Here is a 2,758-nt window from a genome sequence, read left to right as displayed (position 1 = left end):
CATTTTATGAAATTGATGCAACTCAAGGCAATTGGAGTGTAAGAGAACTGCAACGCCAATTAGATAGTGGCCTTTTTGAAAGATTGGCTTTAAGTAAAGACAAGAAGAAAGTAAAACAGCTTGCCACTAAAGGTCAACTCATTGAAAAGCCCGAAGATGTTTTAAAAACTCCATACGTGTTGGAATTTTTAGGATTGGATGAAAAAGCCGCCTACTCTGAAACAGATTTAGAAACTGCCATCATCAATAAAATAGAACATTTTTTACTGGAGATGGGAAAAGGCTTTCTATTCCAGGGCAGGCAGGTTCGCTTTTCATTTGATGAAGAAGATTTTTTTGTGGATCTGGTATTATATAATCGCCTGCTTCAAGCTTTCGTACTCGTCGACCTCAAAATTGGGAAGCTCCGGCACCAGGATATCGGCCAGATGCAGATGTATGTAAACTATTACGACCGATTTGTAAAAAAGGATTTTGAGAAGCCATCAATAGGTATCATTATCTGTAAAGATAAAAGCGATGCAGTAGTGGAGATAACCTTACCTAAAGACAACAAACAAATCTTTGCATCACAATACAAATTGTATTTACCTACCAAAGCAGCACTTAAAAAATTAGTAACTGAAGGAACTTTCTATCCATAGATATACAAGGCTCTATTCTCTCCAATGACCTGCTGGTTAAAATCCGAAGTGAGCATTCATCTAACTACCAACCTTACAATTACCGAAATAGAAAACCGGTAGGATTTCCGCAGTAAAAAAGCCGCTGCATGAAATGTTTAGTGATATCTTGTAAAGAGAAAACAAACGGTAGGCAGCACCATTTTAGGCTACAGATCGGTTAACAAATGCAGGCCATATTGTATAGCATAGGAGATTAATAAAAGTCCGCAATTTCAACAAAACTTCGCATTTTTATTATACAATTGCTGCTTAATTACTTTATATTGTGCATCCTTGCGGCAAAGAAAGGATGATACCTTAATTTATACCAACCGTCTACTTACTATGATTAGTTACCTGTCTCCGGCTTCTTCTACGATCCATTTAGCAACAGCCATACAGCCATACAAAAATTCATATATGTATTCTCAATCTTGCAGTGTTTGTTGGTAACTGGTTAATCTAATCTTTAGCTTCGACAAACGAAAATTTATTTGAAATCTCAACGGGACACGATTCGATAAAATATAAACATGACTAATAAAATGTCAAACTCTATTATGTAGTATGCAATAAGTGTCATACTAGAACAATACCTTGCACTAACAGAAAAGCAAATCGAACTCAACAAAAAAAACAAAGACGCAGAAGCCGAACTGGATAAACAGACCTTGGCCCGATACAAAACACTTACCGAATCAGAAATAAAACAATTGGTGGTAAATGATAAATGGATGACGAGCATAGAACGCAGTGTAAAATAAGAGACGGAAGGCATAGCCAACGCCTTACCCAACGTACAAAGGTAATTGCTGAACGCTACGACACCACCTTGGCACAGTTGACTGCAGATGTAAAATTATTGGAAGAAAAAGTAACTGCTCACCTTACTAAAATAGACTTTGTATGGGAATAGATAAAAACCAACGAAAACAAAGAGGCAAATTGAAAGAAGAGGTTGTATTTCCATTGCCTGAAACGGTGCAAAATTTGCCTGGTGGATATTCCGAATTTATTACTCAGATAAAGCAACGCATTAGCCAGGAGCGCATCAAAACCATTCTTTCTGCCAATGCGGTAATGGTGATGTTTTATTGGGAAATTGGCAACAGCATTTTACAACGGCAACAGAATGAAGGCTGGGGTGCCAAAGTGATAGACCGGATGTCGTACGACTTAAAAAACGCCTTCCCGGATATGCAGGGGTTTTCGCCCCGCAATTTGAAATACATGCGAACATTTGCCGAAGCCTGGCCGGATATTGCAATTGTGCAACGAATCGTTGCACAAATTCCCTGGCGTAGCAATATTACGCTACTTGATAAACTGAAAGATGCCGAAACCCGGTTATGGTATGCCCAAAAAACCATTGAAAATGGATTTGGAAAAGATATGCTGGTGTTTCAGATAGAATCACAATTGCACAAACGGCAAGGTGCTGCAGTTAATATTTTCAATGCTGTCTTGCCACCCAACAACTCAGACCTCACCGCACAAATTTTTAAAGACCCTTATATTTTTGATTTTTTAGGAACGGCCGACCCACGTAAAGAAGCCGAACAGGAGCAAAAACTGCTTGACCATATTCAAAAATTTCTCTTAGAACTGGGACAAGGATTTGCCTTTGTAGGCAGGCAGGTACACCTAGAATTGGGCGGCAAAGATTTTTATCTTGACCTCTTATTTTACCACTTAAAATTGCGTTGCTATGTAGTGGTAGAAAGTAGGGCTGGTGAATTTGAACCCGGCTCTGTGAGCAAGCTCAATATGTACCAGAATGTGGTAAACGATGTCTTAATGCATGCAGACGATCAACCAAGCATTGGCCTGCTGTTGGTGAAATCAGCAAACAAATTAGTGGTAGAATACTCACTGGCAGGTTATGCCAATCCAATAGGTATTGCCAATTGGGAAAATGATATTGAAAACGCTTTGCCCAACAACCTAAAAGCAAGTTTGCCATCCATTAGTGAAATTGAAAAAGAACTTGAAAAAAAACAAACGGGTAAATCCTATAATCTATAAATCATGGTCAGATAATTTTTATTCACTTTAAAAAAATGAGTTTTATATGGAATTGGAAAAGTTAAACG

At 38.2% G+C, this 2,758-nt stretch carries 3 protein-coding genes; all 3 read left to right on the top strand.

The genetic code is table 11. The features are described from left to right. The coding region (locus ABIQ27_RS05085; protein ID WP_348032665.1) for a PDDEXK nuclease domain-containing protein at positions 1–644 on the top strand (644 nt) is incomplete at its 5' end. A 751-nt stretch (positions 645–1,395) separates the two neighbouring features. Then, positions 1,396–1,581 (top strand): hypothetical protein, encoded by a 186-nt coding sequence (locus ABIQ27_RS05080; protein ID WP_348032662.1) that lies wholly within the window; start codon positions 1,396–1,398, stop codon positions 1,579–1,581. Then, complete coding sequence (locus ABIQ27_RS05075; protein ID WP_348032660.1) at positions 1,572–2,690, top strand: PDDEXK nuclease domain-containing protein; 1,119 nt, start codon at positions 1,572–1,574, stop codon at positions 2,688–2,690. The genes ABIQ27_RS05080 and ABIQ27_RS05075 overlap by 10 nt, the downstream gene beginning before the upstream one ends. Positions 2,691–2,758: the final 68 nt, after the last annotated feature.

Origin of the sequence: Flavobacterium sp. (assembly GCF_039916025.1) — a bacterium.
Lineage (GTDB): Bacteria > Bacteroidota > Bacteroidia > Flavobacteriales > Flavobacteriaceae > Flavobacterium.
This window is presented reverse-complemented; position numbering and strand designations above follow the sequence as displayed.

Bases quoted from the DNA above. Each gene is read 5' to 3' on its own strand.
- ABIQ27_RS05080 (WP_348032662.1), top strand. From the start codon at position 1,396: ATGGATGACGAGCATAGAACGCAGTGTAAAATAAGAGACGGAAGGCAT.
- ABIQ27_RS05075 (WP_348032660.1), top strand. From the start codon at position 1,572: ATGGGAATAGATAAAAACCAACGAAAACAAAGAGGCAAATTGAAAGAA.